General features: G+C 63.8%; 19 protein-coding genes and 1 pseudogene. 10 read left to right on the forward strand and 10 right to left on the reverse strand.

The features are described from left to right. The first annotated feature begins 85 nt into the window (after positions 1-85). The 6 genes from hemA (at position 86) to WS68_RS15800 (ending at position 5450) form a co-directional block, all read left to right on the forward strand. Positions 86-1384, forward strand: a complete 1299-nt coding sequence (hemA, locus tag WS68_RS15775) for a glutamyl-tRNA reductase (protein WP_059571697.1) — start codon at positions 86-88, stop codon at positions 1382-1384. Between the two features lie 66 nt (positions 1385-1450). Continuing rightward, positions 1451-2533, forward strand: a complete 1083-nt coding sequence (gene prfA, locus WS68_RS15780) for a peptide chain release factor 1 (RefSeq protein ID WP_059571698.1) — start codon at positions 1451-1453, stop codon at positions 2531-2533. A 28-nt stretch (positions 2534-2561) separates the two neighbouring features. Beyond that, positions 2562-3410 carry a peptide chain release factor N(5)-glutamine methyltransferase gene (gene prmC / locus WS68_RS15785; RefSeq protein ID WP_059571699.1) on the forward strand — a complete coding sequence of 283 codons (849 nt, stop codon included), beginning with the start codon at positions 2562-2564 and terminating at the stop codon, positions 3408-3410. A gap of 89 nt (positions 3411-3499) precedes the next feature. Further along, positions 3500-3811: a Grx4 family monothiol glutaredoxin gene (gene grxD, locus WS68_RS15790; RefSeq protein WP_059520640.1), complete on the forward strand. Its 312-nt coding sequence runs from the start codon at positions 3500-3502 to the stop codon at positions 3809-3811. 31 nt (positions 3812-3842) lie between these two features. Then, positions 3843-4439, forward strand: a complete 597-nt coding sequence (locus WS68_RS15795) for a UbiX family flavin prenyltransferase (RefSeq protein ID WP_059571700.1) — start codon at positions 3843-3845, stop codon at positions 4437-4439. 219 nt (positions 4440-4658) lie between these two features. Further along, the gene (locus tag WS68_RS15800; protein WP_059571701.1) at positions 4659-5450 is read left to right on the forward strand and encodes a DODA-type extradiol aromatic ring-opening family dioxygenase; all 792 of its coding nucleotides are present in this window, start codon (positions 4659-4661) and stop codon (positions 5448-5450) included. A gap of 120 nt (positions 5451-5570) precedes the next feature. Here the strand turns inward: WS68_RS15800 and WS68_RS15805 are convergent, their stop codons facing one another. Continuing rightward, positions 5571-7169: an APC family permease gene (locus WS68_RS15805; protein ID WP_059571702.1), complete on the reverse strand. Its 1599-nt coding sequence runs from the start codon at positions 7167-7169 to the stop codon at positions 5571-5573. 439 nt (positions 7170-7608) lie between these two features. On the opposite strand from WS68_RS15805, the gene WS68_RS15810 reads away from it, so the two are divergent. Then, positions 7609-7812 (forward strand): cold-shock protein, encoded by a 204-nt coding sequence (locus WS68_RS15810; protein WP_004196837.1) that lies wholly within the window; start codon positions 7609-7611, stop codon positions 7810-7812. A gap of 277 nt (positions 7813-8089) precedes the next feature. Here WS68_RS15810 and WS68_RS15815 read toward each other — a convergent pair whose 3' ends face one another. From WS68_RS15815 to WS68_RS15825, 3 genes are all read right to left on the reverse strand, one after another. Next, positions 8090-9349 (reverse strand): Hsp70 family protein, encoded by a 1260-nt coding sequence (locus tag WS68_RS15815; protein ID WP_059571703.1) that lies wholly within the window; start codon positions 9347-9349, stop codon positions 8090-8092. Between the two features lie 449 nt (positions 9350-9798). Beyond that, positions 9799-10404 (reverse strand): nitroreductase family protein, encoded by a 606-nt coding sequence (locus tag WS68_RS15820; RefSeq protein WP_059571704.1) that lies wholly within the window; start codon positions 10402-10404, stop codon positions 9799-9801. Between the two features lie 401 nt (positions 10405-10805). Further along, positions 10806-12104, reverse strand: coding sequence for an MFS transporter (locus WS68_RS15825; protein ID WP_059571705.1), 1299 nt, complete (start codon positions 12102-12104; stop codon positions 10806-10808). Between the two features lie 162 nt (positions 12105-12266). On the opposite strand from WS68_RS15825, the gene WS68_RS15830 reads away from it, so the two are divergent. Further along, the gene (locus WS68_RS15830) at positions 12267-12893 is read left to right on the forward strand and encodes a TetR/AcrR family transcriptional regulator (RefSeq protein WP_059571706.1); all 627 of its coding nucleotides are present in this window, start codon (positions 12267-12269) and stop codon (positions 12891-12893) included. Between the two features lie 68 nt (positions 12894-12961). Further along, positions 12962-13618 carry a DUF1415 domain-containing protein gene (locus tag WS68_RS15835; protein WP_059571707.1) on the forward strand — a complete coding sequence of 219 codons (657 nt, stop codon included), beginning with the start codon at positions 12962-12964 and terminating at the stop codon, positions 13616-13618. A gap of 17 nt (positions 13619-13635) precedes the next feature. Here WS68_RS15835 and WS68_RS15840 read toward each other — a convergent pair whose 3' ends face one another. The 6 genes and pseudogenes from WS68_RS15840 to WS68_RS15865 form a co-directional block, all read right to left on the reverse strand. Beyond that, positions 13636-14487 carry a class I SAM-dependent methyltransferase gene (locus WS68_RS15840; protein WP_059571708.1) on the reverse strand — a complete coding sequence of 284 codons (852 nt, stop codon included), beginning with the start codon at positions 14485-14487 and terminating at the stop codon, positions 13636-13638. 123 nt (positions 14488-14610) lie between these two features. Beyond that, positions 14611-15825 carry a methyltransferase gene (locus WS68_RS15845; protein WP_059571709.1) on the reverse strand — a complete coding sequence of 405 codons (1215 nt, stop codon included), beginning with the start codon at positions 15823-15825 and terminating at the stop codon, positions 14611-14613. Between the two features lie 378 nt (positions 15826-16203). Then, positions 16204-16851, reverse strand: coding sequence for an ankyrin repeat domain-containing protein (locus tag WS68_RS15850; RefSeq protein ID WP_059571722.1), 648 nt, complete (start codon positions 16849-16851; stop codon positions 16204-16206). A 62-nt stretch (positions 16852-16913) separates the two neighbouring features. Next, positions 16914-18449, reverse strand: a complete 1536-nt coding sequence (locus tag WS68_RS15855) for a catalase (protein ID WP_059571710.1) — start codon at positions 18447-18449, stop codon at positions 16914-16916. 204 nt (positions 18450-18653) lie between these two features. Beyond that, positions 18654-20144, reverse strand: a pseudogene (locus tag WS68_RS15860) (cellulase). Positions 20145-20381: 237 nt separating this feature from the next. Further along, positions 20382-20888 (reverse strand): LEA type 2 family protein, encoded by a 507-nt coding sequence (locus tag WS68_RS15865; protein ID WP_059571723.1) that lies wholly within the window; start codon positions 20886-20888, stop codon positions 20382-20384. Between the two features lie 604 nt (positions 20889-21492). Between WS68_RS15865 and WS68_RS15870 the strand changes: the two genes are divergently transcribed. Next, positions 21493-23646, forward strand: a complete 2154-nt coding sequence (locus WS68_RS15870; protein ID WP_059571711.1) for a M1 family metallopeptidase — start codon at positions 21493-21495, stop codon at positions 23644-23646. Positions 23647-24243 lie beyond the last annotated feature (597 nt).

Here is a 24243-nt window from a genome sequence, read left to right on the forward strand (position 1 = left end):
CGCCTAATGCCGCCGGCGCGGCACGCGCCGACGATCGCTCGCCGTCAAAACGCTATAATATGGGCCTAAACGATAGCCCCTTGCCATGCAGCTCCTCACGATCGGAATCAACCACCACACTGCGCCTGTCGCCCTGCGCGAACGCGTGGCGTTTCCGCTCGAGCAGCTCAAGCCGGCGCTCGCGACGTTCAAGAGCGTCTTTCCGAGCCGTCAGGCGCCGCATGGGCCGGAGGCCGCGATCCTGTCGACCTGCAATCGCACCGAGCTGTACTGCGCAACCGATGACCGCGCGGCGCGCGACGCCGCGATCCGCTGGCTGTCCGACTATCACCGCATTCCCGCCGACGAACTCGCGCCGCACGTCTACGCGCTGCCGCAATCCGAAGCGGTGCGTCACGCCTTTCGCGTCGCGTCGGGGCTCGATTCGATGGTGCTCGGCGAAACGCAGATCCTCGGCCAGATGAAGGACGCCGTGCGCACCGCGTCCGAGGCCGGCGCGCTCGGCACCTATCTGAACCAGCTCTTTCAGCGCACGTTCGCAGTCGCGAAGGAAGTGCGCGGCACGACCGAGATCGGCGCGCAATCGGTATCGATGGCCGCCGCCGCAGTGCGGCTCGCGCAGCGGATCTTCGAAAAAGTGTCGAATCAGCGCGTGCTGTTCATCGGCGCGGGCGAAATGATCGAGCTGTGCGCGACCCACTTCGCCGCGCAGAGCCCGCGCGAACTCGTCGTCGCGAACCGCACGGCGCAACGCGGCGCGAAGCTCGCCGAGCGCTTCAGCGGCCGCTCGATACCGCTGGCCGAGCTGCCCGCGCGGATGCACGAATTCGACATCATCGTGTCGTGCACCGCGTCGACACTGCCGATCATCGGCCTGGGCGCCGTCGAGCGCGCGGTGAAGGCGCGCCGCCACCGGCCGATCTTCATGGTCGACCTCGCGGTGCCGCGCGACATCGAGCCGGAAGTCGGCAAGCTGAAGGACGTGTTCCTCTATACGGTCGACGATCTCGGCGCGATCGTCCGCGAAGGCAATGCGTCGCGGCAAGCGGCCGTCGCGCAGGCCGAGGCGATCATCGAGACCCGCGTGCAAAACTTCATGCAATGGCTCGACGCGCGCAGCATCGTGCCCGTGATTCGTCACATGCACACCCAGGCCGACGCGTTGCGCCGCGCCGAAGTCGAAAAAGCGCAAAAGATGCTCGCGCGCGGCGACGATCCGGCCGCCGTGCTCGATGCGCTGTCGCAAGCGCTGACCAACAAGCTGATTCACGGCCCGACGAGCGCGCTCAACCGCGCGAACGGCGCCGAGCGCGATTCGCTGATCGACCTGATGCGCGGCTTCTACCAGCACGCGCCGCGTTCGACGGATACGTCGGACCGGTAGCGGCGCCGAACCCGCCGCGCTTTCTTCCCTTTTTCGAATTCCTCTCCGGGAGCCCCGCTCCGCACCATGAAGACGAGCATGCAAAGCAAGCTCGACCAGCTTACAACCCGGCTGGCCGAATTGAACGATCTGCTAAGCCGCGAAAACGTCACCGCAGATCTCGACCAGTACCGGAAACTGACGCGCGAGCACGCCGAGATCGGCCCCGTCGTTGATCACTATGCGCAATGGCGCACGGCCCGCGCCGACGAGCAGGCCGCGCAGGAGCTGCTCGGCGATGCGGCAATGCGCGATTTCGCCGAAGACGAGCTGCGCGGCGCGCGTGAGCGGATGAGCCGCCTCGAGGCCGAACTGCAAACGATGCTGCTGCCGAAAGACCCGAACGACGAGCGCAACATCTTCGTCGAAATCCGCGCGGGCACGGGCGGCGACGAATCGGCGCTGTTCGCGGGCGATCTGCTGCGCATGTACCTGCGCTACGCGGAGCGGCAGCGCTGGCAAGTCGAGATGATGTCGGAAAGCGCGTCGGATCTCGGCGGCTACAAGGAAGTGATCGTGCGCATCGCGGGCTACGGCGCGTACTCGCGGTTGAAGTTCGAATCGGGCGGCCACCGCGTGCAGCGCGTGCCGGCAACCGAAACGCAGGGCCGCATCCACACGTCCGCATGCACGGTCGCGGTGATGCCCGAGGCCGACGAGATCGGCGAAGTGGAGATCAACCCGGCCGATCTGCGCATCGACACGTTCCGCGCATCCGGCGCGGGCGGCCAGCACATCAACAAGACCGATTCGGCGGTGCGCGTCACGCACATTCCGACGGGCATCGTCGTCGAATGCCAGGACGATCGCTCGCAGCACAAGAACAAGGACCGCGCGCTGAAGGTGCTCGCCGCGCGGATCAAGGACAAGCAGTACCACGAGCAGCACGCGAAGGAGGCGGCGACGCGCAAGAGCCTGATCGGCTCGGGCGACCGCTCCGAGCGCATCCGCACGTACAACTTTCCGCAAGGCCGGATGACCGATCACCGGATCAACCTGACGCTGTACAAGCTCGAGCAGATCATGGACGGCGATCTGGACGAGTTGATCGCCGCGCTTGTGAGCGAACATCAGGCCGAGCTGCTCGCATCGCTCGGCGACGCGGAATGAACGCCCGCGCCTGCCGGCGCCTCGCCCGATGAAGCCCGCGCCCGCCACCGTCGCCGAACTGCTGCGCGCGTCGCCGCTCGACGCGCTCGATGCGCGCGTCCTGCTCGCGCACGCGCTCGGCTGGAGCCGCACGCAACTCATCACACGCGCCGACGCGCCGCTCGACGCGCACGCGCTCGCGCGCTATCGCGCGCTCGAAGCGCGCCGCGCGGCGGGCGAGCCGGTCGCGCAGCTCACCGGCACGCGCGAATTCTTCGGGCGCGCGTTCGAGATCACGCCCGACGTGCTGATTCCGCGGCCCGAAACGGAGTTGCTCGTCGAAATCGCGCTCGACGCGCTTGACGGCATCGCGCAGCCCTGCGTGCTCGATCTGGGCACGGGCAGCGGCGCGATCGCGGTGTCGATCGCGGCCGAACGACCCGACGCGCGCGTCTGGGCGCTCGAACGCTCGCCCGCCGCGCTCGACGTCGCGCGCCGCAACGCGGCGCGCCTCCTCGATCCGGCCCGGCCGGGCGGCCCGCTGCGGTGCGTCGAAAGCGATTGGTACACAGCGCTCGATCCCGCGCTGCGCTTTCACGTGATCGTCAGCAATCCGCCGTATATCGCGCGGCACGACCCGCACCTCGCGCAGGGCGATCTGCGCTTCGAGCCGCGCGGCGCATTGACCGACGAGGCCGACGGCCTCGCCGCGATCCGCGCGATTGCCGCCGGCGCACCAGCGCGGCTCGCGCCGGACGGCGCGCTATGGATCGAGCACGGCTACGATCAGGCCGAAGCGGTGCGCGCGATCCTCGGCGCGGCGGGTTTTCGCGGCGTCGCATCGCTCACCGATCTCGCGTCGATCGAGCGCGCCACGGGCGGCCGGGCGGCCGGCTGAACGCCGCCGAGCGCCTCGGCCCGCGCCGGCCGGCCTCCCTGAAATCCAGTATCATTTCTTCTTCACGCCCAGCTACAGCAAGGTCAGCCATGGATACCCAACAACGCATCAAGCAAATCGTCGACGAAAACCCGGTCGTGCTCTTCATGAAAGGCACCGCGCAATTTCCGATGTGCGGCTTCTCGGGCCGCGCCGTGCAGGTGCTGAAGGCGTGCGGCGTCGATCAGTTCAAGACCGTCAACGTGCTCGAGGACGAAGAGATCCGCCAGGGCATCAAGGAATTCTCGAACTGGCCGACGATCCCCCAGCTCTATGTGAAGGGCGAATTCGTCGGCGGCTCGGACATCATGATGGAGATGTACCAGTCGGGCGAACTGCAGCAGCTCTTCGCCGCCGCGTAAGCGCGCCGGTCCTTTCTTTCTGTCTCTGCCGATGGAATCCCGCCCGCCCCCGCCGCGACGCCTGATCGTCGCGATCACGGGCGCCTCCGGTGCGATCTACGGCGTGCGCGCACTCGACAGGCTGCGCGCGGCGGGCGGCGTCCAAACGCATCTGCTGATCTCGCACGCCGGCTGGCTCAATCTCCAGCACGAATTGCAGCTCACGAAGGACGACATGCAGGCGCGCGCCGATGTCGTCCATTCGGTGCGCGATGTCGGCGCGAGCATCGCGTCGGGCTCGTTTGCGACCGACGGCATGATCGTCGCGCCATGTTCGATGAAAACGCTCGCGAGCATCGCGCATGGCCTATCCGACAACCTCATCGCCCGCGCCGCCGACGTGACGCTCAAAGAGCGCCGCCGGCTCGTGCTGCTCGTGCGCGAAACGCCGTTCAATCTCGCGCACCTGCGCAACATGACGGCCGTCACCGAGATGGGCGGCGTCATTTTCCCGCCGCTGCCCGCGTTTTACGCCATGCCCAAAACGATCGACGAGATGGTCGATCACACGGTTTCGCGCGTGCTCGACATGTTCGCGCTCGGCACGCCACACACCACGCCGTGGCCAGGGCTGCGCGAATTGAACTGACACGGCGCGCCGCCGCGATCGCCGCTTCGCCGCGACCTCGACCGCCGATCACGCTGCCCCCTATTCCGGCTTGCCGACCAAGACTGCTTGCCGCTTGCCGCTTGCCGCATCAATTAAATACAAATACGACGCAATAAAATCCATTTTTCGCATTTATCAATGAACGGCGCATGCTTATAGTCTGAACTCTATCGATATCAAGCGCGAAGCCCGATCATCATGAACCGTCTACCGTCGCTTTATCTGTCACACGGCGCGCCAACGCTGCCGATCGATCCGGCACTGCCGTCCGGCGCGTTTGCCGAACTGGGCGCGGCCCTGCCTCGCCCCCGCGCGGTGCTGATGCTGTCCGCGCACTGGCTGACGCAGCAACCGGTCGTCAGCACCGCGCAGCGCCCCGACACGATCCACGATTTCCACGGCTTTCCGCGCGCGCTGTACGAAATCCGCTACCCCGCGCCCGGTGCGCCAGATATCGCGACCCGCGCAGCCGCGCTGCTCGCCGAGGCGGGAATCAAAACGGCAGCGCTGCCGCACGGGCTCGACCACGGCGCATGGGTGCCGATGCTGCTGATGTTCCCGCACGCAGACGTCCCGGTCGCGCAGCTTTCGATCCAGCCACGCGCCGACGCCGCGCACCACTTCCGCGTCGGCCGTGCGCTACGGCCGCTGCGCGACGAAGGCGTGATGGTGATCGGTTCGGGGCAGATCACGCACAACCTGCGCGCGGCCGACTTCTCGGCAGCGCCCGGCGAAGCCGACCCGCGCGTTGCCGAATTCACCGGCTGGTTCGACGCAAAGCTCGCCGCGCGCGATATCGACGCACTCGTCGACTACCGCCGCCAAGCGCCGCACGCGCTGCTGATGCACCCGACCGACGAGCACCTGCTGCCGGTGTTCTCGGCGCTCGGCGCAGCCGACGACGATTACCGGCTGCGCATCCAGCCGCTCGGCACCTACCAGCGCGTGCTCGCGATGACGAATTACGTGTTCGATCCAGCAACGGCCTGATACGCGCGCGTGCCGCTCGACCATTACCGAACGGCGCTGCAAAAAACAAAGCCCGCCCGGTATGACCCGGGGCGGGCTCGTTCATATTGCGCGGGCCGCCGGCGGCAGGCCCGCGCCGATTTACGCGCCGATCCCTTCGAGGATCTCGTCGTGCGACTCACGCTCGTCGAGATACGGGGTGCGATAACCGGCATGCACGCCCCAGAAATAGAATCCGAGCGACACCACCGCGACCACCACCATATCCCAGCCATACGGCAGCACATCGCGGCCGCCAAACTCCTTGCTGCCGATCAGCGACAGCACGGCCATCGCGGGCAGATACGCGACGAGCCACCACGCCGCCTTCAGATCGGTGCCCCAGCCGTTCCAGCCGGCCTTGCCCTGATAGTAGAAGTACACCGGCAGCGCCACGACCATCAGCAGAATGATCTGCCCCGTCAGCGGCCACTTCGCCCAGTACAGGATCAGCGACGCGCAAACGAACGCGAACGGCGCGATCAAGCCCATGCCGGGAATCGACAGCGGTCGTTCGAGGTCGGTCGCCGCGCGGCGCAGCGCCATCAGGCAGATCGGGCCTGTCAGGTATGAGATCACGGTTGCCACCGAGATCACCGCCGCAAGCGAACTCCAACCGCGGAAGAAGAACAGGAAGATGAACGACACGAGCAGGTTGAACCACATCGCGTTGCGCGGCACGCCGTACAGCGGATGCACGCTGCCGAACATCTTCGGCATCGTGTTGTTGCGCTCCATCGCGTAGATCATCCGCGTCGTCGTTGCCATATAGGTCGTGCCGGTGCCGCTCGGGCTCACGAACGCGTCGATGTACAGCAGGATCGCCAGCCAGTTCAGGTTCAGCGCGAGCGCGAGTTCCGCGAACGGCGACGCGAAATTGAAGTGCTTCCAGCCCTTGGCCACCTCGAGCGGATCGACCGCGCCGATATACGCGACCTGCAGCAACACGTAAATCACGAGCGCGATCAGGATCGACGAAACCACCGCGAACGGCACGCTGCGCGACGGATTGCGCGCTTCGCCCGCCAGGTTGACGGGGCTCTGGAAGCCGTTGAACGCGAACACGATGCCGCTCGTCGCCACCGCGGTCAGCACGGCCGACCAGCCATACGGCGCGAAGCTTTCGCTCGTGGTCATGCCCAGATTCTCGCTGTGGAAGCTCGTGAGCAGCAGGCCGAGAATCGTGAGGCCGGGAATCAGGAACTTGAAGATCGTGATCGCCGAATTCGCACGCGCGAAGAGCTTCACGCCCCAGTAGTTGAGCATGAAGTAGACGACCACGAGCACGGCCGATAACAACAATCCGGGTGTCGTCAGCTCGCCGTTGACGAACAGGCTGTGCGCCCATTCGTATGGCCAAGTGCTCATATATTGGATCGACGCCTCCGCCTCGATCGGAATCACCGAGACGATCGCAATCCAGTTCGCCCATGCGCTGATGAAACCGACGAGCGAGCCGTGCGAATAGCGCGCATAGCGCACCATGCCGCCCGATTCAGGGAACATCGCGCCGAGTTCCGCGTAGGTGAGTGCAATAGCCAGAATCACGACCGCGCCGATGATCCACGCGCAGATCGCCGCAGGCCCGGCGATCTTTGCGGCTTTCCAGGCGCCGAACAGCCACCCCGATCCGATGATCGACCCCAATCCGGTCAGCATCAAAGCAAACGGACCAATGTTCCGTTGAATAGAACTCTTCACAACCTCTCCTGTGTCTCACAAAAGCAGAGTCGGCATCACCGACGATCGGGCCGGATAACGCCGCACATGCATTCTTGAAAACGGGTCAGCCGATCAGGCGCAACCCGTCCGCGCGCGGCGCGTAGTTTAACGGTTGCACTGGAGATTGGCCGCAAAAATCGATCACCCCCTATAAAAAAACGATGACACTCGCAAGCTTTGTAAGTTGGTTTAGGGCTACTTCTCAGCAATAACCCTGAGTTATCGTCGATTCCGATTGACCTCGGCATCGAATAGTCGTATAAACGATGCGCAGGATTTCAAGCGGCGAGTGAATAGGTTCTTTCGTAGTTCGCCCATCAACGGTACTCCGGCTGGTCCCATTACCCCTTCCTTGATTTTCATGCGCTCCCCGGGCTTCGGCCCTGTCTCACATTTTTATTTAGGTTAGGAATACGTTATGGCAACCGGTACCGTCAAATGGTTTAACGACGCGAAGGGTTTTGGTTTCATTACGCCGGAAGGCGGCGGCGAGGATCTGTTCGCCCACTTCTCGGAAATCCGCGTCGACGGCTTCAAGACGCTGCAGGAAAACCAGAAGGTCGAGTTCGAAGTGAAGACCGGCCCGAAGGGCCTGCAAGCCGCGAACATCAAGCCGCTGTAAGCCGGCGCGAGATCTTCGCTGCACACGAAACCCCGCCTTGCGCGGGGTTTTTGATTTTTGGCGTGCGGTTTGCCGGCCGGCTGCACGCCTGCCGGCCGAGCCGAACGGGCCGAATGGACTGGCGCCTGGCTGCATCGAAGCCCTAACGGGCAAGCCCAGCCGGACTGAGCGCAGGTGGGCCGGATTAGGTCAGGCCGAACGAGTCGAGCCGAATCCGGATATCGGGCACGCCGCCGGCGGCAATGCGCCCGCGCCCCGGTTTGCAGCGCGCCATTGTTCAGCCAAATACGCGTTGCGCATGAATCCCGAGCCCCGTTGCGACGCTCGCCAGACGATCGCCGTAAACCGGCTGCGCATCCGGGAATGCCGCCGCTAGCGCGCCCGACAGAAACGCCAGCCCCGTGGAGCCGCCCGTGAAATACAGCGCGCCGACCTCGCGCGGCGCCACGCCCGCAAGGCGCACCGTCTCGCGCGCCGCATCGACGATGCGCGCGGTCTCGTCGCGGCTCGCATCGACGAGCTGCTCGGCGTCGAACGCGATCTGCAGGTCTTCGTCGACATCGTCCAAATCGATTGTCGTCTCGCCGCCCGCCGACACGCCGATCTTTGCCTCCTCCGCGCGCGCGGCAAGCGCATGGCCGAGCCGGCGCTCGACGACGCGCAACAGCCGCTCGAAGTGGCGCGCGTCTGTATACAGATGCTTCATCAGCTTGAGTTCGCCCGCACGCTTCGGCGTATAGACCGTATTGATCAGGTGCCAGGTCGCCAGATCGAAGTAAATGCGGTTCGGCAGCTCGCGGCCTTCCGGATCGAGCGCACGGTAGCCGAACTCGGGCAGGATCACCGACAGTTCGACGCGCCGGTCGTAATCGGTGCCCGCGACATGCACGCCGTGGTGCGCGAGCACGTCGCCCTTGCGCTCGAGCCGGCGCATGCGCTGCGGGCCGACACGCACCAGCGAGAAATCCGACGTGCCGCCGCCGATATCCGCGACGAGCACGAGCCGCTCGGACTGCTGCCGCGATTCGTAGTCGAACGCGGCGGCAATCGGCTCGTATTGGAACTCGACGTCCGCGAATCCCACCGCCCGCGCGGCCGATTCGAGCTGCTGCTGCGCGAGGCGATCGGCGCGCGGATCACCGTCGACGAAGAACACCGGGCGGCCGAGCACCGCGCGGCCAATCTCGCTACCCGCGCAGGCTTGCGCCTTTTGCTTCAGATGCAACAGAAACAGCGCGATCACGTCCGTATAGGCGATCGCGGAGCCGTCGCCGAGATCGGTCGTGGTTTGGGCAAGCGGCGAGCCGAGGATGCTTTTCATCGAGCGCATCAGGCGGCCTTCGAAGCCGTCGATGTAAGACGCAAGCGCCGCGCGGCCGTAGTCGCGGACGCCTTCGTCGGCATTGAAGAAGATCGCGGTGGGCAGCGTCAATTGCTCGCCTTCGACGGGCGCAAGCTGCATGCCGACCGCGGTGCCGGCGCGCGGCAACGCGACGGCGGAATTGGACGTGCCAAAGTCGATCGCGCAATAAGTCATTGGGCGGGCCGCCGACAGGCGGGGCAAAAAAGGGAGGACCGGCTTTTTATCACGAAACGGTCCTGCGTCACAATCGGGTGCCGGCTGGCGGTGAATCGAGCGGAAAACGGTTTTGAAACAGTTGCCCGGAATGCGGGGCGGCGAATTAAAAGGGGCTGATCGAGGCAAGGCCGTGCGGCGGCCTGCGCGTCACAACGCCGATAGCCGGCGAGTCGACTCTCCAAGCCATCGGTGACGAAAAACCGGTGTGCGGCCACCTGATCGGCGGACAATCGCGCGCCGGCGTGAACCGCGCCTGCGCCATCGACACCGCGGCTCACGAACCCGCCGGCCCAAGCCGGGTGCCATCTGGCCGCCCGGCCGGAATCACTCACACAACGGCTGCACGGCCCCTCGTCACGGCGCGCGCGGCCTGCCTGCCACGCTGTGTGCGCCGTGCCGCGCTTCAGTCACGCCGCCGTCGAAAACGGTTTCTGCCACGCGTCGGCGTAGACGATCTCTCCGATCGGATGACGCGTGCGCGGCGCACGCTCGCGCTCGCGCAGCACCGGGTCGAGCTTGTCGGCATCGCCATAGTGGCCAAGCGAGATGATCGCGAGAATCTCGATATCGGCCGGAATCTCGAATGCGTCGCGAAATGCCTTCGTGTCGAAGCCGCTCATTTGATGCGCGGCGAGACCGAGCGCATGCGCCTGAAGCACGAGCGACAATGCCGCCGCGCCCGCATCGTAGGCAGCCGTGGGGTTGGGCTCGCCCTTCGTATTCAGCTTGCGCGCGGTTACCGCGATCAGAACGGGCACCGGCGCGGTCCAGCCCTGATTGAACGGCACCAGCGTCGCGAATGCGCGCTTGAACGCGGCTTCGTCCCGGCTGCGCTCGAACACGACGAAGCGCCACGGCTGCGCGTTGTAACCCGACGGCGCCCAGCGCGCCGCCTCGAGCACCGCATGCAGATGCTCGGCGCTGACGGGCTCGTTTGAATACGCGCGCGGGCTCCAGCGGCCTGCGATCAATTCGTGGATCGAAACGGAAGTGGGAGCGGGTTTATCTGACATGCGTTTCCTCTCCAATGGAATAGGGCTCGATCGCCCGAAAAAGAAACGCCAGCATAACCGCTTGTCGTGTAACTTGCCGGATATTGCACGCGAAAGCAAATCACCTGGCGCGCAAAGGGTGGAGGCTGGCGTCGGCACCCGCGCCGGCTTTCGGTTTTCCGCCCTCCACTTCCCTTCTTTGCCGTGCGCAGCCTGGCGCTCAGCCGCACCAAGCCTTCGATGATTCACATCCGGCGCCTTGAATGCGAGACGCGTGCCAAGGGCTGCGTACCTCGCGAACCGCCCCCCGGCTCTGCCGCTCACCGCTCGCCCATCACGGTGCGCGCGCCCGTCATGATCGCTGCCGCGGCTCAATCGGCGCAGCCACCCTCGGATCACCCAAGCGCCCGCGCCCGATCCCGTCAAGCCGCGCTCGCCGGCACCTCCGCCCCGCGGCGGCGCGCCGATCCGCGGCCGATCCGCAGCACGATCAATGCGCCGGCGATGCAAAGCCCGCCCGAGATCATCGACGCAACCGTGTACGTGCCGAGGCTCGCGCGCAGCATGCCCGCGCCCAGCGCGGCAAATGCGGCGCCGAGCTGATGGCCCGCCACGATCCAGCCGAACACGACGGGCGCGGCATCCTTGCCGTATGCGTCAGTCGTCAGGCGCACGGTGGGCGGCACCGTCGCGATCCAGTCGAGTCCGTAAAACATCGCGAAGAGCGGCAATCCGAAGAAATCGATGCCGAACGCGTGCGGCAGATAAATCAGCGACAAGCCGCGCAGCCCGTAGTAGCAGAACAACAGCAGGCGGCTGTCGTAGCGATCGGACAGCCAGCCGGACAGCGTCGTGCCGATCAGATCGAACACGCCCATCGTCGCGAGCAGCGACGCGCCCTGCACTTCGGTCATCCCGTAATCGCTACACATCGCGATCAAATGCGTGCCGACATAGCCGTTCGTGCTCGCGCCGCAAATGAAGAAGCTGAAAAACAGCAGCCAGAAATCGCGCGTCTTCGCCGCCGATACGAGCGTGCCCAGCGCAACCGCGAGCGGATTTTGCATGGCCGCGGCGCCGGTGCGGCCTGCGTCGGGCGGCTCGCCATAAGGACGCAGCCCGACGTCGGCCGGCCGCTCCGGCAGCAGCAGCGCGACCAGCGGCACCACGATCGCGATTGCCGCCGCGACCGTCAACACGACCGGCCGCCAGCCGTACCGCTGCGCAATTGACGCGAGCAGCGGCAGGAAAACAAGTTGCCCCGTCGCCGAACTCGCGGTCAACACGCCCATCACCAGGCCACGCCGCGCGACGAACCAACGGTTGACGAACGTCGCCGCCAACGTCAGCGCCGCGATGCCCGTCGCGCCGCCGACCATCACGCCCCAAACCAGCACCATCTGCCACGTCGCCGTCATCATCGACGACAGCGCAACACCCGCGCCCATCACGCCGAGCGCGCCGAGGATCGTCGGCCGCACGCCGAAGCGCTGCATCGCGGCCGCCGCGAACGGCCCGGTGAGCCCGTAAAGCGCAATATTCACCGAGATGGCCAGCGAAATCGTCGCGCGGCTCCAGCCGAGTTCCCGCTCGAGCGGCACCATCAGCACGCTCGGCGACGCGCGCGTGCCCGCCGCCGCGAGCAGAACCAGAAATACCACCGCCGCCGCGAGCCAGCCGTAATGGAAACGCCCGCGTATCCTGCCTGCCGCCCAATTCATGTCGAATTGCTCCTGGGGCCGACAGGCCGGCCTCGGTGGGCCCGCCGGCAGTTGAGAGGAAATATGAGCCGACTCTTGTTACCGGTCAGTCACAAATTCGTTGCAATCCTAGTGACCGATCGGTAACATGTCAAGCGATCCATTTCGAAATCGGAATCACTGATGAGCACCACCGCCGCCAAACCCTCAACAGCGCGCCGGCCCCGCCGCAGCGCTCAGGTTGCCGGAACTCAGGCGCAGCAGCATCTGCTGCGCGCAGCGCAAGAACTGTTCTATCAGGAAGGGATTCGCGCAGTCGGCATCGAAGCGGTCGTCGAGCGCGCCGGCGTCAACAAGATGAGCCTATACCGGCAGTTCGCGTCGAAGGACGAACTGGTGCTCGCCTATCTCGAGCAGATGGACGCGTGCTTTTTCGGGCGCCTCGACGAAAGCATCGCCAAACATCCGGGCGATCCGAAAGCGCAACTCGTTCAGTATTTCGACGATCTCGCGCAGCGCGCGCTCGAGCCCGGCTATCGCGGTTGCCCGTTCGTCAATGTCGCCGTCGAATTTCCGGAACTCGATCACCCGGCGCGCGTCGCGGTCGCCGACAACAAGACCCGGCTGATGGCGCGGCTCGTCGCGCTCGCGCAAGCGGCGGGCGCGCGCGAGCCCAAGGCGCTCGCCGATGCGCTGGCGCTCCTGATCGAAGGAATCTACGCGGCGAGTCAAACTTATCAGCGGCAGGCAAACCCGATCGGCCACGCGCCGCGTATGGCGCGCCAGTTGATAGAGGCGGCCTGCGCATAGCAAGCGGCACATGGCGCGCCCGCCGCGCGCCGCTACAATCGCGGCTTGACCGCCAAGCCGCTTTGATCATGACCGACGCTGCCCGAACCGATGCCGACATCCTCGCCGCCACTCGCCATTGGCTGACGCGCGCGGTGATCGGACTCAATCTGTGCCCGTTCGCCAAAAGCGTTCATGTAAAACAGCAGATCCGCTATGCGATCAGTCGTGCGACCTCGCTCGACGCGGCGCTCGCCGATCTCGAAAGCGAGCTGCGGCTGCTCGAGGCGGCCGATCCGGACGACATCGATACGACGCTCGTGATCTTTCCGGATACGTTCGACGATTTCACCGACTACAACGAGGCGCTCTGGTTCGCCGATCGCCTGCTGCGGCAACTGCGGCTCGACGGAACGCTGCAGATCGCGAGCTTCCACCCGCACTACCAATTCGAAGGCACCGAGCCGGACGACATCGAGAACTACACGAACCGCTCGCCGTATCCGATCCTGCATCTGCTGCGCGAGGCAAGCATCGAACGGGCCGTCGACGCGTTTGCGGACGCGGCCGTCATCTACGAGCGCAATCAGGCAACGTTACGCCGCCTTGGCCATGCCGGCTGGCACGAGTGGATCGCGCAACGCGACGGCGGCGAAGACCAGCAAGACCACGCCAACGGCGGCAGCGCAGCGAAGTCACCCGAAGCAACGCCGCGCGTGCGCCATTCGCGCGCCAAACGGCGCTGAGTGCATCGCGCGGCGGCTCAGGCATTCGCCGGTTGAACGTCGGGCGCGAAGAAACGCGAGCGCAATTCCGCGAGGCCGAACATATCGAGGATTTCGTTCAAGCGCTCAGTTGGCTTGCGGCGCGGCAAATCCTTGTATTGCGCGATGATCAGCTCGTTTTTCATCGAGTGCTCCCAGCCGACAAGCTCCGTCACGCTGACCTGATAGCCGTGCGCCTCGAGTTGCAGGCAGCGCAGTACGTTGGTGATTTGGCTGCCGAACTCGCGCGTATGCAGCGGATGCCGCCACACTTCGGTCAACGCATTCGCGAGCGATTTGCCCTTGTTCTTGCGCAGCACACCGGCCACCTCCGCCTGGCAACACGGCACGAGCACGATATGCCGGGCGCGCTTGGCGAGCGCGAAGCGAAGCGCGTCGTCGGTGGCGGTATCGCACGCGTGCAGCGCGGTGACGACATCGATCGTCTGCGGCAATTGCGGCGACGTGATCGAATCGGCCACCGACAGATTCAAAAACGACATCCCACGAAAACCGAGCCGTGCGGCAAGCTCGATCGAACGCGCGACCAGCGGCTCGCGTGTCTCGATTCCATAGATATGCGAAGTACCGGCGGGCTTCGCCTTGAAGAACAGGTCGTACAGGATAAAGCCAAGATACGACTTCCCCGCGCCATGATCGACGAGCGTCACGCCTGCCTTGTCGCGCTCGACCTCGGCAAGCAGCGGCTCGATGAACTGAAACAGGTGGTACACCTGCTTCAGCTTGCGGCGGCTGTCCTGATTCATCTTGCCGTCGCGCGTCAGGATGTGCAGTTCCTTCAGCAGTTCGATCGATTGATCCGGACGGATTTCGTAAGTCTTGGTCGACATCGGGAAACGGGCCGGCCGCCGCCCGGACGAAGCGTCTCGAGCGGCGGCGCGGTGTGAGTGCGTGGGTCAGGCGCACAGTTTACCGAAAACCGCGCGCACCGCCCGGGCCCGCGCACGCGCGCGTCAATTGCGTGCGCCGAGACGCCAAAGCGACGTCGTCTCGGCGGCACGCGCGCGATGCAACGGATCGGTCGGGTCCGACGCCTTCGGATGCACGGGCTTCGCGTCGTCTCGCCCCACGACGCGCAAGCCCGCCGCGTCGATCCAGCCGAGCAGTTCGTCACGCGTGCGCAAGCCCAAATGCTCGGCGAAATCCGACAGGATCAGCCACCCCTCGCCGCCCGGCGCCAGATGCGCGGCAAGCCCGGCGAGAAAGCCCTTCAGCATCCGGCTGTCGGGATCGTAGACGGCGTATTCGAGCGGCGAACTTGGCCGCGCGGGCACCCACGGCGGATTGCACACGATCAGCGCAGCCCGGCGTTCGCGCGAAAGCCCCTGCGAATCGGGTTCACTTTCCGGCCGCGCGTGCGAGCCGCGCGTATTCGAGTGCGGCGCATTTGCCGCCGGAAACAAATCGGCTTTGACGATCTCGACCTGCGCTGCATAACCCAGGCGCGCGACATTCTCGGCCGCGCATGCAAGCGCGCGCGGATCCTGATCGGTCGCGACAACACGCTGCACGCCGCGCGACGCGAGTACCGCCGCGATCACGCCGGTGCCCGTGCCAATATCGAACGCGAGCGCGCTCGGCGGCAACGGCGCACGCGCGACAAGCTCGACATACTCGCCGCGCACCGGCGAGAACACGCCGTAGTGGGGATGAATCCGCGCGCCGCCGAGCGCAGCGATCGGCACACCCTTCTTGCGCCACTCGTGCGAGCCGACGATGCCCAGCAGTTCACGCAACGACGCGACCGAGCGTGCGCCGTCCGGCGCGCCATACGCGTCTTCGCATGCCGCCCGCAGATCTGGCGCGCGCCGCAATGCGACCGAATAATCGGCCTCGAGCGGGATCAGCAGCATTCCGAGTATGCGGGCGCGTTGCGCTTGCGCGAGCCGATGCAGGTTGAACGCGTCGATGCCCGTTGCCGCCGGCTTGCGCGGCTTGCGATCAATCCGGCGCGCAAGCGCCTGCAGCAGTTGCCGCGCATTCTGGAAATCGCCTTGCCAGACGAGCGCCGTGCCTTCGCAGGCAAGCCGATAAGCGGCATCGGCGCTCGTGCGATCGTCAGCGACGATGGCGCGGCGCGGCGGTTGCACGCCCGCTTCGGAGCGCCAACGGTCGGCATGCTCGACGCCGTTCGCGTCGGTCCAATGAAATAGGGGAAAAGCAGTCACGGAGAATCGGCGAATATTGAATCGATAACGGGGACGATAAACGGCGCGATGCGCCATGCGGACGACACAGTATCGCGCTTTGCCGCTCGACCGGAAAAAAAGCGCGCATCACACGGCATATATCGGCGCCGGACGCCGGACTTCCCGTTGCCAGATGCGCGGTGTCATGCATTGCACGCCGTGCGTCGAGGTGCGAACGTCGCTCGTCACATCCTTTCCTCTGTAACCCGCTGCCGCCTCGCATCGGCATCGGACACGCCACACCGCGCGCCGATTGCGCCGGCGCATCCCGATCATCGATCGCACGCCGGCAAACCGTGCGCCCCGACGGCATGACGACGCGGCATGAGCTTCCAGCGCCCGTGCGGCAAGCCCGCTTTATGGACGCAGCTGCAGCGTGATATCCGAATTCGGCGTGGCCCCCGCCTTCTCGAGCGCCGCCACGGCGGCCATATTTCCTTGCAGGATTGCCGTCTGCAGCGCCGTGTGGCCGAGCGCATCGACGTGGTCCGGATCAGCGCCGCGCGCGACGAGCCGAGGCAGCCAATCGAGGCGGCCGAACATCGCAGCAAATGACAACGCGGTCTGCCCCGCATGGTTCGTCTGATCAATCGGGCAGCGCGCGTCGATCAACCGCCCGGCGATCGCCTCCCGGCCTCTGAAAAGCGCGCCCATCAGCGCGGTGTTGCCGTGACGATCGCCGGTGCAAGGATTCGCACCGGCGCGCAGCAGATAATCGAGCGCGACGGGCTGATCGCGGTAGGCGGCGAGAATCACCGCGGTATAGCCGTCATGCGTCGTCGCGTCGATCGGATAGCCCGCGTCGACGAGCGCCTGCAAGATGTCGACGCGGCCAAGACGAGCGGCGGCGAACCATTGCTCGTCGTAGCGGCGCGCATCGGCGGCCGAATCATGCGAGACAGATACGGCAGACGACGAAATCGGCTTGGATGATGCACATCCCGCGATGAAGACCGCCGCGAGCGCGGTGCACGCACAACCAAGAAGAGAATGCAATCGCTTCATTATCGTGGCATGCCCGCGCATCTCGCACGGGCTTATCGGGTTCGAACAACAAGGAATGCCGATCAATTCTCGACGAGCTTGTCGGCCAATGATTTCACGCGGGACAAGTCCGCATGCGTCGCGCGGGCAAGCCGCACACCGTAATCCGCGTCGGCCTTGTAGAAGTACGACAGCATCGTGTACTTGTTCGCCTCGTTGGTCACGCGATTCAGATCGGCCGACAATGCGCTCACCAAATCCTGCTTGTCTTGCGCCGGCAACGTCCGGTAGTACTCGCCCGCTTGACGGAAATTGAGCGTCTTGCGAATCGCCGCTTGCTGCGTTGAGCCGGAAAGCGGCGTCTCGACCGGCTTGTAGCGCGGGTTCTGCTCGATCTCATGCAGCGTGGACGGCTCATAGTTCACTTCGCCTTTGCGATCGCCAGCGTTCATCGCACCGTCCTGATTGTTGCTGACAACGGGAACGCGCGGACGATTGACCAGTAATTGACTGAAATTCGCGCCGAGCCGGTACATCTGTGTGTCGGCATACGAAAACAGCCGGCCCTGCAGCATCCGGTCCTCTGACGGTTCGATGCCCGGCACCATCCGCGACGGTGCGAACGCCGATTCCTCGGTCGTCTCGAAGTAGTTGTCCGGCACGCGGTTAAGCGTCAGCGTGCCGATCTTGCGCTCGGGCACGCCGGTCCAAACCTTCGTGTCGTCGAGGGCGTCGTAGTCGAACCTGCCGAGATCCTCCGGGTTCAGCACCTGGATATACAGATCCCACTTCGGATAATTGCCGGCCTTCAGCGCGCCATACAAATCGTTCGTCATCAGATTCCAGTCCGCGCCGATCGAGCCGGGAATATCCTGCGGCCGGATGCCACGAACGCCTTGCAGGCTCTTCCAGTGGAACTTCACGTAATGCACGTTGCCCTGTGCATTGACCAGCTTGAACGCATGCACGCCAAAACCGTCCATATGCCTGTACGAATCGGGCATGCCCTCGTCGGTGTAAAGGCGTGTGAGCATGCTCGTCGCTTCGGGCGTATGCGCGAAGAAGTCGAAAGCGAGATTCGGGTCCTGCACGCCGGTCACGGCGCTTGACTTGTTTGCGTGGACGAAGTCGGGAAACTTGATCGCGTCGCGGATAAAGAAGATCGGCCAATTGATGCCGACGAGATCCCAATTGCCCTGCGCCGTATAGAACTTGACGGCGAAGCCGCGCGGATCGCGCGCCTGCTCCGGAGAACCGCGATAGCCCATCACGGTCGAGAAACGCACGAAGACCGGCGTGGTCGTGCCAGGCGCGAAGACCTTGGCAAGCGTCAGCTCGCTGATGTCCGCGCTCGGCACGAATTCACCGAAAGCGCCGGTGCCGCGCGCATGCACGACGCGCTCAGGAATGCGCTCGCGATCGAAGCGTTGAAGCTTCTCGATCAAGTGCGAATCCTGCAACAGCGTCGGCCCGCTTGGCCCGGCAGTCTGTGAATTCTGGTTGTCGCCGACCGGCGAGCCGTTGTCGCGCGTGAGATTCTCGGCATGCACCGAGTACGAGAGCGCGACGCACAGCGCGGCGACCACGCTCTTGAGCGTTCGATGAACAGGAACTGACATTGTTGGAACTCCTTGACGACAGTCATCGGTAATGGCCGCGCCATTACACGTGATCGGTCGATGGGATTCCAATTGATATTCGATATGCAGCCGATAGCAATGCCACATGCGGCGAGGCGCCGATCATTCGGCGCTCGCGCATGGTGAGCGGCCGGTGCGGGTTTGCAAGCGCTCACGGCTCCCTTGCTTCGGCTGTACGATCCGTCATCTGCGTTGCGCGTTGAACCAGCCCGGCCCGACCGGCGCGTAGCCTGGCGTGGCGGCGGCCGCAACCGCGGCTTCGCCGGCATTGGGCCATGCCGGATAGTAAGGGCTCGACGGCGACTGATAGGTGCCCGCGATCTTCGGCGCGCCGAGCGTGCCCGTCGTTACCGTCGAAGGGCTGAGCGTCACCAGTCCGTAATACGACTGATTGGGGTCCGCTTGGCTGGCCGGCTGCGAGAGCGACATATCGGAATACGCATAGACCGGTCCGTATAAGCCGTAAGGCTGCCGCGCAATTCAGGCCAATAACGCCTTGTACATGCGCGCTTCGTGCTCCTGCGTGTAGTACGAACGATAGTACGGCGAACTTTGAGCCGCCGGCGTGCCGTCGGTTGCGGTGGTCGGCGCGCCGAATTCGGTGATCACGATCGGCTTGCTGCCATCCCCATGCGCCGCCATCTGGTCGCGCAGACTGGTTCCCGTATAGCTCTTGAACGTGTAAGCGCCGCTGCCGTCCGGCCAGCCGTATGCAGGCGATGCGAACGTGTGCCACATCATGTTGAACGCGTTCGAATACTGCGGATAGACGCTAGTGAGCGTCGCACTCGGACACCAGTCTGACGGCGAGGCAAACGCATTGTCGTCATAGCAGTATGGATGATGCACGAGCCCATCGAAATAGCCTTGCGCGCTGTTCGCATACATGACCGCGAGCCAGTCGCGCGGATCCCATGACTTGGGCATCGGATAATTCGGATCGGTCGAGCCTACCAGCGCCGCGACGCCGCCGGCCGGCGGCGCCCATGTGCCGCTCGCCGGTTGCGTGGTGACGCAAACGCGGCTGCCGCCCGCATACACGTATGCGGCGGGTTTCGCCACCTTGATCGCGGGATAGGCTGCCTTCAGCAAACGTATATAGGCAGCGGGATCGCTGAGCTTGAAATCATTCCCGCAATTCGGCTCGTTCCAGATTTCCCACGCGTCGACTTGCCCGCCATAACTGTCACTCCCATAGTGCTTCGCCGCAGCCACGGCAAATGCGGTATAGGCTAGCGGGTCTGGCGCGCACAGCTAGAATGAACCCGACGTTCCTTCAGGGCATGCCGGATCGATCGCCCACTGGGGCGTCATCGTGATGAGGCCCAGCATGCGCAGTCCGTGATTGCGCGCCGCGCGTATGACGGTATCCGCCGTGCCCCAGTCGAGCCCGTTGACCGGATTCGGATCGTTCGGATCGGTAGACGTCCGCGTATGCTGCGTCGTGTCCCAATTGATGCCGACGCGCACCCATCGCGCATTTATCGCCGCCAGGCTTGCCATGTAATTGTTGAGCGCCTGCGTTGGATCTCCCTGATGAGAAGCGATGATGTCGAAGAGACCGCCGCCGACATTGACGCCCGTCACCGGGGTATTGGTTTGCGCGAACGCTGCGCTGCCGCCGAATGCCGCGCACATGCCCAGCCATAGCGCGCTCAGCAGGTATTTGATCAAGGCGGAATACCTGCGCATGCACGTTGAACCGATCATCTCTGTCTCTTAATTGTTTTAAAAAATAGAAATCCTATTTAATGATGCAGCAACGGCCGAGCATCGGCAAATCGTCAGCGTAAGGTTGCCCCGCGTCGCGAGCGCGGCTCCCCAAGCGCGCGTAGCCGCGCTCGATCGGCTTTCTCGATAAACGCGCACACGTATCTCGCTTCCCGCATCGGAAGCGACAGCAACACTGCGTCAATAATTTCGGATAGGCGTGGGTGGCGAGGCCGGCAAACTCAATGTGCCCGAATCGGTAAAGCGGGCACCGCCGAATACGCCTGCCGCGAGCTTACCGCGCAGCACATAAGGCAGTTTGCCCGCGGCCGTCACATCCGCCAGACCAAACGCCTGCCGTGCCGCAGAGAACGCCGATACCGTGACGGGTACGCTCAGCACTTGCTCGCCGAAGCGTGGCACCGTGCCCTGCGCATCGCTCACCCCGCTTGCGAACGGCTTGCCGTTCAGCTCGAGATCGAGCGCGACGCCATCGTAGTCGATCGGCGCATCGTTCGGATTTTGCAGGCGCAGCTTCACGTTGAAACGCATTTCAAGTCCCTGTCCGGCGAGCGGCTCGATGCCGACGACATTCACGCGCACCGGATCGCGCATCGCCAGCGCGGCACATCCTCCGAGCATGAGCAGCGCCGCAATCGCGGCAAGCAGTTGACCGGCAACCCAGCGAGAACGACTCAGTGCGCGCATCGGCGAAAAACCTCGATAGCAGTCCATAGGAATGTGCATTGTATCGACCCGAGTTGGAGCGAAGCTGCCGCCATGCACCGCAGCATCTCAATTCGAGGCCGGCATGCCGCGCGCCCGGATCGCCCCCCGGCTCACGTCGATCGCGAGCCGAAAATACCTATTAAAAATCAATAAGAATGAATGATGCCGATGACGAAATTGGAGAAAGGAATCGGGTCATCCTATCTCATCAAATTTTTTTTGATTCCTTTACGTATAGCCATCAAGTATATTGGATCATCTTTCGATTCGCCTGACACACCTTAACGATGCTGGACGAATCCGTCGCCTCGCGACACGGCGCGGGACGGGCTCCCTCCAGGTCGCCCAAGGGTTGACGGGCAACGAGAGCCGCCGACGCGTCCCTCACATCGCGGCCGGCCACCTTTCACAAACCAGAATCAAAAGGGGGCAATAAACGATGAGCTTCTTCACGTAAACAATCCGAAATCGTTTCGAATATCACTGACGTCATTCGTTTCGCCGTCGCTCGACGGTGAAGGCGGATTATTGTCTGTCGAATTCGCACAAGACTGAACCGCTGTTTCTAATTCGAGGCATTACTATGTGGATAAACGATCGTAGATTTCGGTATCTGCCGCTGCTCGGTGCACTCGCGCTCGCAGCCTGCGGCGGCGACGATGGCGGCTCAGGCTCCGCCGTGTCGTTTGGTGCGGCACACAGCCCGTCGAGCAATTCGACGAGCAACGCGGCCAACGCCGCGCCTGCGGCAGCCGCCGACAAGAGCACCAAACCCGTCGAAATGCCCGACACCGTCGTACCCGTCAACTATAAGCTATGGTTTCGTCCGAACGCGGATCTGAACCAGTTCGACGGGCGCGCGGATGTCGAGATCAAGGTGCTCAAGCCCGTCAACGCCATCGTCGTGGCTGGCCATCGGATCAAGTTCGCAAACGGCAGAACGACGCTGCAGCCCGGCAATGTGCAACTCATCGCAACGCCGCAGGACAAGGGGGATTTCTACCAGCTCCGCCCGGTGAGCGGCCAGATCGCACCGGGCAACTATTCGCTGCATATGGAATGGCAAGGGATCATCAACTTCAAGTCTTACGACGATCCCGTCAATCACACGGGCGGCAGCTGCGGCAACGATCCGTATCCGGGTTGTTCGGCCGCTGAAGGCGTCTTTCGCGTCGATCTGAAGAGCACCGACGGCTCGACGAGCGGCGCGATCCTCACGCAAGGCGAAACCAATCTGTCGCGTCAATGGTTCCCCGGCTGGGACGAGCCCGCGTTCCGCCCGACTTATGAAGTAACGGCCGAAGTTCCGCAGGCATGGCGCGTCGTATCGAACGCGGCCGAGAAGCCCTCGGTGAATGTCGGCAGTGGCTACAAGCTGGTGTCGTTCGAGAAGACGCCGCCGATGCCGTCGTATCTGCTGTTCTTCGGCGGCGGCCAGTTCGACGTGCTCGAAGACGATTTCACGAGCCCGTTGCCCGATAGCCGCGGCCTGCACCTGCGCATCTTCACGCCCCCCGGCATGAGCGAGTGGGCGCGCCCCGCGATGCAACGCACGAAGCAGGCGCTCGATTATTACTATCGCTACACCGGCATCCCACTGCCGCTCACGAAGTTCGACACGGTCGCCGCGAACGACGCATTCAAGGCGGAGAAGAATTTGAACTTCGGCGGCATGGAGAACTGGGGAGCCATTCTCGAGTTCGCGGATGACATTCTGCCCGAACCGGGCAAGCCGATGTCGGACTATGGCGACACGGTGCTCACGCACGAAGTCGCGCACCAATGGTTCGGCGACCTCGTAACGACCGACTGGTGGGACGATGTTTGGTTGAACGAATCTTTTGCGAAGTTCTTCGAAACGAAAACGTCGATCCAGTTCTACCCGGACAAGTTCAACTGGCTCAAGGTGATCGATCGGAAGTATCGCACGATCAATAAGGATCTCGGCCCGGACGCGTTCCCGGTTCAGCCTAACTTCAACGGCTGGGCGTCGAACGATTTCGTGCTGAGCGCGAGTTCGTTTACCTACTACAAGGGCAGTTACGTGCTGAAGATGCTCGAGGGCTACCTCGGCGAGCAAACATTGCGCAAAGGGCTTCAGCAATACCTGAACGCATACGCATTCGGCAACGGCACGCCCAAGCGCCTGTGGGACGCATTGTCCGCCGCGAGCGGCCAGCAGATCGGGCCGATCGGCGACAGCTTCGTGCGTCAGACGGGCATTCCGCTGCTCTCGCTCGACACGCAATGCGATCTGACGAAGAACCAGAACGTCGTGACGCTCAAGCAGGCGCCGTTCCCGAATAAGAACCAGTACCCCGGTTCGCAGTGGACGATTCCCGTCACGCTGGCATACGGCAACGGCCTGGTCAATCGCAAGACGCTCGTGCTGAAGGACACGCAAACGCAAATCCGCGTTGACGGTTGCTCGGCCGTAGTGGCGAACCCAAGCGGGCTCGACTACTACGTGACGAACTACAGCGACGCCGCGTGGAGCGCGCTCCTCACGCAGATCAACAGCTCCAGCGATCCGGTGCTGCTCGCGAACCTGAAAGCCGAGGCGGGTCTGCTCGTCAACTCGAACCTCGCGCCTGCGTCTCGCCAGACGAGCATCTCGTCAGTTGCGTCGCCGGCCGCGATCAAACTGCGGCAGACGCCGAACGTCGACACGGCGTTCGAAGGTCCGGTGTTGCGCTACCAAGGCAAATTCACGCCGCGGCGGCAACGCACCGAATAAATCGCTCGCCGATCATCCGTAGCAGCAGCGCGGCACAACGCGCGGAACGGGCCTCCAGTTGGAGGCCCGTTTTTTATTATTTGTAGCGCCGGAAGATCATCCGTCTCATAAAAAAGAGAGACGCTGCGTCGTGACACCAAGATGATAGGCCCGTCATTTTTATCGGATACCTACACATTCTCTCGATATTTCTCAAGCACTATCCACTCATTCTTTTATCTTTCTAACTCGCATTTGAAATTGTTTAACAGAACTTATTTCTTGGAAGCCGCGCCCCATCATCACTTTAGTGATGAGTACGCTACCGAACTTTTCGTTGCATGCCGACCTTTGATAATGCGCAGCAAGGCGATTCCATTGGTAACGAGTTGTCTTTGGTTGGATCACGCCGTACCGCACGCAACTGCTTGCACTTACGGCGCGATCTTGAAAATTGATTCGATTTGCCGCGCTTCATTCATCAAGCGCGCAGGTCTGCCCCGCCAGAGGGGCCATCTGGCAATTACTAGGAGAAGGGCAATGAATCGCCCCGGGTTCATCGGAGACCGATTTGTTTGAGTCAGGCCGCCTTGGCGACGTCCTCAAACTGCCGATAGT

This window comes from Burkholderia sp. TSV86 (assembly GCF_001522865.1).
Classification (GTDB): domain Bacteria; phylum Pseudomonadota; class Gammaproteobacteria; order Burkholderiales; family Burkholderiaceae; genus Burkholderia.

Bases quoted from the DNA above. Each gene is read 5' to 3' on its own strand.
- WS68_RS15855 (WP_059571710.1), bottom strand. From the start codon at position 18,449: ATGTCAGTTCCTGTTCATCGAACGCTCAAGAGCGTGGTCGCCGCGCTG.
- WS68_RS15830 (WP_059571706.1), top strand. From the start codon at position 12,267: ATGAGCACCACCGCCGCCAAACCCTCAACAGCGCGCCGGCCCCGCCGC.
- prfA (WP_059571698.1), top strand. From the start codon at position 1,451: ATGAAGACGAGCATGCAAAGCAAGCTCGACCAGCTTACAACCCGGCTG.
- WS68_RS15840 (WP_059571708.1), bottom strand. From the start codon at position 14,487: ATGTCGACCAAGACTTACGAAATCCGTCCGGATCAATCGATCGAACTG.
- WS68_RS15810 (WP_004196837.1), top strand. From the start codon at position 7,609: ATGGCAACCGGTACCGTCAAATGGTTTAACGACGCGAAGGGTTTTGGT.
- grxD (WP_059520640.1), top strand. From the start codon at position 3,500: ATGGATACCCAACAACGCATCAAGCAAATCGTCGACGAAAACCCGGTC.
- WS68_RS15820 (WP_059571704.1), bottom strand. From the start codon at position 10,404: ATGTCAGATAAACCCGCTCCCACTTCCGTTTCGATCCACGAATTGATC.
- WS68_RS15835 (WP_059571707.1), top strand. From the start codon at position 12,962: ATGACCGACGCTGCCCGAACCGATGCCGACATCCTCGCCGCCACTCGC.
- WS68_RS15800 (WP_059571701.1), top strand. From the start codon at position 4,659: ATGAACCGTCTACCGTCGCTTTATCTGTCACACGGCGCGCCAACGCTG.
- hemA (WP_059571697.1), top strand. From the start codon at position 86: ATGCAGCTCCTCACGATCGGAATCAACCACCACACTGCGCCTGTCGCC.
- WS68_RS15870 (WP_059571711.1), top strand. From the start codon at position 21,493: ATGTGGATAAACGATCGTAGATTTCGGTATCTGCCGCTGCTCGGTGCA.
- WS68_RS15815 (WP_059571703.1), bottom strand. From the start codon at position 9,349: ATGACTTATTGCGCGATCGACTTTGGCACGTCCAATTCCGCCGTCGCG.
- WS68_RS15825 (WP_059571705.1), bottom strand. From the start codon at position 12,104: ATGAATTGGGCGGCAGGCAGGATACGCGGGCGTTTCCATTACGGCTGG.
- prmC (WP_059571699.1), top strand. From the start codon at position 2,562: ATGAAGCCCGCGCCCGCCACCGTCGCCGAACTGCTGCGCGCGTCGCCG.
- WS68_RS15795 (WP_059571700.1), top strand. From the start codon at position 3,843: ATGGAATCCCGCCCGCCCCCGCCGCGACGCCTGATCGTCGCGATCACG.
- WS68_RS15850 (WP_059571722.1), bottom strand. From the start codon at position 16,851: ATGAAGCGATTGCATTCTCTTCTTGGTTGTGCGTGCACCGCGCTCGCG.
- WS68_RS15865 (WP_059571723.1), bottom strand. From the start codon at position 20,888: ATGCGCGCACTGAGTCGTTCTCGCTGGGTTGCCGGTCAACTGCTTGCC.